The sequence below is a fragment of the Bacteroides propionicifaciens DSM 19291 = JCM 14649 genome, from assembly GCF_000375405.1.
GTDB lineage: Bacteria > Bacteroidota > Bacteroidia > Bacteroidales > Bacteroidaceae > Bacteroides_E > Bacteroides_E propionicifaciens.
The window spans coordinates 1-4,509 of the sequence record NZ_AQWS01000059.1 but is presented as its reverse complement, the minus strand read 5'-3'; the positions used below and the strand labels follow the sequence as shown (position 1 = coordinate 4,509).

Annotated in this window: 2 protein-coding genes and 2 pseudogenes; all 4 read right to left on the bottom strand. The window is 35.5% G+C overall.

The window, feature by feature from the left end; genetic code table 11:
* Nucleotides 1-94: 94 nt before the first annotated feature.
* A pseudogene (locus B091_RS0111385) lies at nucleotides 95-1,066 on the bottom strand (efflux RND transporter permease subunit); the annotation flags it as partial.
* A 36-nt stretch (nucleotides 1,067-1,102) separates the two neighbouring features.
* Nucleotides 1,103-2,122 (bottom strand): efflux RND transporter periplasmic adaptor subunit, encoded by a 1,020-nt coding sequence (locus B091_RS0111380; RefSeq protein WP_018110120.1) that lies wholly within the window; start codon nucleotides 2,120-2,122, stop codon nucleotides 1,103-1,105.
* Between the two features lie 6 nt (nucleotides 2,123-2,128).
* Nucleotides 2,129-3,508 (bottom strand): annotated as a pseudogene (locus B091_RS12240) (TolC family protein).
* Between the two features lie 25 nt (nucleotides 3,509-3,533).
* Nucleotides 3,534-4,175 (bottom strand): TetR/AcrR family transcriptional regulator, encoded by a 642-nt coding sequence (locus B091_RS0111370; RefSeq protein ID WP_018110117.1) that lies wholly within the window; start codon nucleotides 4,173-4,175, stop codon nucleotides 3,534-3,536.
* Between the last annotated feature and the right edge of the window lie 334 nt (nucleotides 4,176-4,509).

The window sequence follows — 4,509 nt, the reverse complement described above, 5'->3', positions numbered from 1 at the left end:
AAATCAGTTCCTAATTATTTACAAAGAAAGGGTCAGGCTATAACAATAACCCAACCCAAGCTTAATTTACTTACACACTTCCTGAGACAGTGTCATTTTCTGAAGTATCAACAATTACTCCAATTTTAACATCACTCGGTAGATCTCTTTGCAACCGAGGCAATGCATCGAGCACCGCTTTGGATATATTTACAGAATTAGCTCCCGACTGTTTTTGAACAGTTATCATAGCACCCTGAACTGCATTATTATAGGTCTCTTGTGCACGCTCCTCAACCGTGTCGACAACACGAGCTACATCCTTAAGATAGATATTAGCCCCATTTCGTGTTCCAACAACAATATTATTTAATTGTGAAGCATCTGTGAATTCACCTTCAACACGCAGCGCATAGGTTTCATTACCAATATCAAAGTTACCCCCAGGTATATTTTTATTCTCAGCGTTCACAATAGCACTGATAGCTTCAATAGTTAGCTGATAAGCTTCAAGCTTGGATGGATCGCAATAAATCTGGATCTCGCGTTTTGGTGCTCCAGATATAGATACCGAACCTACTCCAGGGATACGGGCAAGGGGATTGACAACATTATCATCAAGTATTTTGTAAAGAGCAGCTTGACTTTCTTCAGCCTGAACAGACAAAAGAACTATTGGAATCATATCCGTACTGAACTTAAAAATAATTGGAGTTTCAGCATCATCAGGCAAATTAGAACTAATCATGTCTAACTTGTCACGAACATCGTTAGTTAACATATCAATGTCATGCCCAAATTCAAATTCAAGCGTGATAAGTGACATGTTTTCAGCTGACTTAGATGCAATATGCTTTAGATTACTTACTGTATTTAATGTGTTCTCAAGAGGTCTGGTTATATTATTTTCAATATCAGAAGCACTAGCTCCTTGATATGTAGTCATAACCATAATCGTATTTGTATCAATATCTGGATATAAATCGACGGGTAGTTTGGAAAGGGAGAACACTCCAAAAATAACCACTGCTAAAAAACAAAGAGAGGTCATGATCGGTTTTGTTACCGCTCCTTCATATAAACTCATAATGTGTACGTGTTAAACTATTATTGACCAAATAGATTATTGTGTAATTTGGACTTCTATACCATCTTGTAATTTGGATTGACCTGCAACAACTACTAGATCATTGTTGTTTACGCCAGAAATAAGCTCATATTCGGAGCCTAATCGCTGACCTAGTTGTACTTTATTATAGTAAACACGACCATCTTTATATACATAAACATAGCGATCACCTGACCCAACTTGCTTAATAACGGCTAAGTCAGGAACTACAACCCGATTGTCTGTACCGTAGTTCAAAATTGCTCGAGCATACATACCGGGTCTAACTTTAGACTCTTGATTAGGAATTTCAACTTCAACTGTAAAGGTTCTGGTTGTAGGATCAATGGTAGGATAGATTAAACTAATTCTGCCTACAAATAATTCATCGGGATAAACATCCAGACGAACATCAATAACATCATTAAGTTTAACTTGAGAAAAATGAGATTCAGACAAGTTTATAAACAGCTTTGCAGGATTGATTTGCTCAACAGTTAAAACAGGAACTGATCCATTATAAAGATCGCCCCGATCGTAGTTACGAGCAGAAATCACACCCGATATTGGACTCAATAGATAAGTATTTTCAAGCATATTCTTGTATGTTGAAGCACTAATATCAAGAGTAGTCTTAGCTGCATCCCATTCGGATTTAGAAATACCACCAACTTTATATAACTCATCAATACGATTAAACTCAGTTTTGTGATTATTTAATTGGAGTTCGAGCTGAGTAAGGTTAGCTGCATCCATCTGAACAACTCTCTGTCCTTTTCTTACGCGATCACCAATCTCAACAAAAATACGAGCAATCCGAATTGGTGCTTGAGGCGCAATGTTATTTTTAATTTTAGCCTCAATTGTACCTGTATACTCACCAGTTTGATTAACGGGCTTAGAAATCACTTGCATCGTTTTAACTATTGGCCTATTGTCTTCTTGGTTAACTGCATCTGATTCACTTTTTTTTCCTGTACAAGCAGCAGACACAAAGACAAGAAATATCACCGATAGCTTAAAAATATTAGTCATGTTTTATTAATTATTTTCCTGATTAGTAAATCCCAATTCATCAATGCCAATGATTCTATTATATTCGGATTTAGCAACTACGTAGTCGTAAATTGACTGATTGTAGGCTAACTCAGCCTGAGTATAAGCAACTTCAGAATCATTAAGATCTAGAATAGTACCTCTACCAACCTCATACATTTTACGGGCAATCTCTCTACCCTTATCAGCTTCTTTAACACCCTCAGTATTGCTATCAATTTGCTCCACACTAGCCATCATATTATCAAGGTAACTGTTGGCTTGCATATAGAGCTGGCGCTGCAAATTGATTTTATTTTGTTGTAGTTGTGCTAATTGGATTCTAGCCTGTTTAACTCTTGGAAGGGTAGACGCCTTGAAAAGTGGAACAACAAGTGTTACTCCAAACACTGAGGTGGGATTCCACTGATAATACTTCATATTAAAATCGTCACTCAAACAGACGTATGAATAGTTTAAAGAGGCCGAAATTGAAGGCATAAAATTAGTCTTCTCTAATTTTATTCTTTGCTCAGAAATTTTCTCACTAATATCAATTTGGCGTAAGTCTGTATTACTTGTCAAGTCAATAGATCTTTGACTGTAGAGTTTTTTGAATGTATCAGTGGCCAATTCCGATTCATAATCTTTTAGACCACCTATAGCTGCAACCTGAACATCATCAGACAATCCAATTACAACTCGCAATTGCATAATTGACAAACGTATCGCGTTTTGAGAGGATACAACAGCAGGTTTCAAGTTACGAACCTGTACATCTGCACGAATTTTATCATACTCACTTACCAATCCTGCATTAAATTTATTCAGAACGATAGAAAAGTTAACTTGCGCCTGATCATAACTCTTTTGAAGAACTCTATAACTGTCTTGAGCTAACAATACTTGCAGAAATGACTTAGTTACTTCATTAATTAAATCAACCTTAGAAGCACGAGACTTTTCGAGTGCAAGTACAATATCCTGCGAACTTAGTTTCATACTACGGTACAAAGCCGGCGCAAAAATTGGCAAATTTAAATCAACCCCTGAATTGTAGGAATTATCCATACCAACTTTGATCGTATTGGTTCCTTCAGGTAATGTCATAGCCATAGTCTATTTCTTAATAGCCCGCGAATAGCTACTAACCCAGTTTAGCTCAGGCATTAGCTTGCCAGCAACCTCTTTCCTGCCTTGGCGCTTTAGTTCAACTTCTTGGTTGGCAATTTTGATTAATGGACTTTCCGACAAAGCTATTTTAATAGCATCATCAACCTTAAGATATAATGTATCCTGAGGTGTCATACATCTAGCATGAACACAGAAAAAGGATAAGACTAGTAAGCTAAAATATGTCAGCTTTCGATTTGAGATAAATAACATACTAGCAAAGTTCATAAAAAAGAACTTAATCTTTTCTATATTCTTGCAAAAATAATTCCAACTCCCTGACACCTTTGTCGGTCGATATGCCTCTGAGATACGTAAACATCAATGATTCATAAATATCAACGAACGTATATTTCAAATATATGTTAGAATCAAGAAAAATATTAAACTGTTCTCTCAAAAGGAAGTTTACAATCTCAAAATTAACATCGGAACGGAAGAGTCCTTGCTCAACTCCACTACGAAAAAAATTCACTACATCAGAAGAATCTCTCTCTTGACCACGCAAGAAAATCTTATAAACACTGGGGTAGCGATGAATGTCTTCAAAAAAACGTTTATCAATATTATGATACTGACGAATCAAATATTTGTATATATGGAGGATTATTTCCAGTACACTAGAGGTCTGAGATAAGAGATCTTTAATATGCTCCTCCATATCCATCTGACTATGCAGGATGCAAGCAAGTAGCAATTCCTCCTTATCTTTAAACAGCTGATAAAGGGTACGTTTAGAAATTGCAGCAGAAGAAGCAATCTCATCCATTGTAATAGTCTTTATACCATAATTATAAAATGCCTCCGAGGCAACTTCTATGACCTTAATTATTACAGGATATTTTGGAGCTTCTTTATCGAACAATAATTCACTATTCATAATACAATATTAATTTGGACAAAGGTAAAGCTAAAACTATAAATACTATATTAGTTTTCTCCAAAAGATGTGAATAAAGAGCTATAAACAAGAAGAAATAGGTATACAATAAGAAAACACACACGAAACAGTCAATTCATAACCATTAAGAAGTGAGAAGTATATAAACAACAAAAAGGGCTATTTGAAACAAACAGCCCTTAATAGGATAAAATAATTTATCAGAATAAATTTATTCAGGACACCCTCTCATAAAGTGTGTAAGTAAATTAAGCTTGGGTTGGGTTATTGTTATAGCCTGACCCTTTCTTTGTAAATAATTAGGAACTGATTT

What these genes read in the sequence shown, in the direction of transcription:
- B091_RS0111370 (WP_018110117.1), bottom strand. Translation starts at nt 4,175, where the DNA reads ATGAATAGTGAATTATTGTTCGATAAAGAAGCTCCAAAATATCCTGTA.
- B091_RS0111380 (WP_018110120.1), bottom strand. Translation starts at nt 2,122, where the DNA reads ATGACTAATATTTTTAAGCTATCGGTGATATTTCTTGTCTTTGTGTCT.